This is a genomic window from Arthrobacter ipis (genome assembly GCF_014694315.1).
GTDB classification, from domain to species: domain Bacteria; phylum Actinomycetota; class Actinomycetes; order Actinomycetales; family Micrococcaceae; genus Arthrobacter; species Arthrobacter ipis.
Map to the genome: position 1 here is coordinate 1 of NZ_JAAOXD010000008.1, position 771 is coordinate 771.

Annotated in this window: 1 protein-coding gene; it reads right to left on the reverse strand. The window is 66.8% G+C overall.

Annotated features, from left to right (window positions below; translation table 11 throughout):
• Positions 1-771 (reverse strand): aldehyde dehydrogenase family protein (locus G9E11_RS18315; RefSeq protein WP_190608607.1); only part of this gene is annotated, 771 nt, incomplete at both ends.

A 771-nucleotide genomic window follows, 5' to 3' on the forward strand; every position in this document is an offset into this window, starting at 1 on the left:
GTTTGGCCCCGCCGAAGGGGACGCGGGGGTCCACGGCGCCGTGTTTGTTGATCCAGACGGTGCCGGCTTCGATGCGGGCTGCGACTTTGCGGGCGGCGGTGAGGTTGGGGGACCAGACGGAGGCGCCGAGTCCGACGTCGAGGGCGTTGGCGTACTCGATGGCCTGGTCGATGGTGCTGTAGCGGATGATGGGCAGGGCCGGGCCGAACTGTTCTTCGGCGACGAGGGGGTTGTTGTTGTCGATGTCGGCGATGAGGGTGGTGGGGTAGAAGTAGCCGGGCTGGTCGGGGTCGGGGTTGCCGCCGAGCAGGATCCGGGCGCCGGAGTCGCGGCCGGCTTCGACGAGGTTGGCGACGATGTCGTACTGGGCTTTGTTTTGCAGGGGGCCGAGGACGTTGTTCTCGTCGAGGCCGACGCCCATGGGCATGGCTTTGGCGACGGTGGTGAGTTCTTCGCAGACGGCGTCGTAGATGTCGTCGTGGACGTAGAGGCGTTTGAGGGCGGCGCAGGTTTGGCCGGTGTTGATGAAGGCACCCCAGAAGAGGTCTTCGGCGATGGTTTTGGGGTCGGCGTCGGGCAGGACGATGCCGGCGTCGTTGCCGCCGAGTTCGAGGGTGAGGCGTTTGACGGTGTCGGCGGAGGATTTGATGATCGCTTTGCCGGCGGCGGTGGAGCCGGTGAACATGATTTTGCCGATGGCGGGGTGTTCGGCGAGGCGGGCGCCGACTTCGCGGTCGCCGGAGATGGCGGTCAGGACGCCGTCGGGGAGTT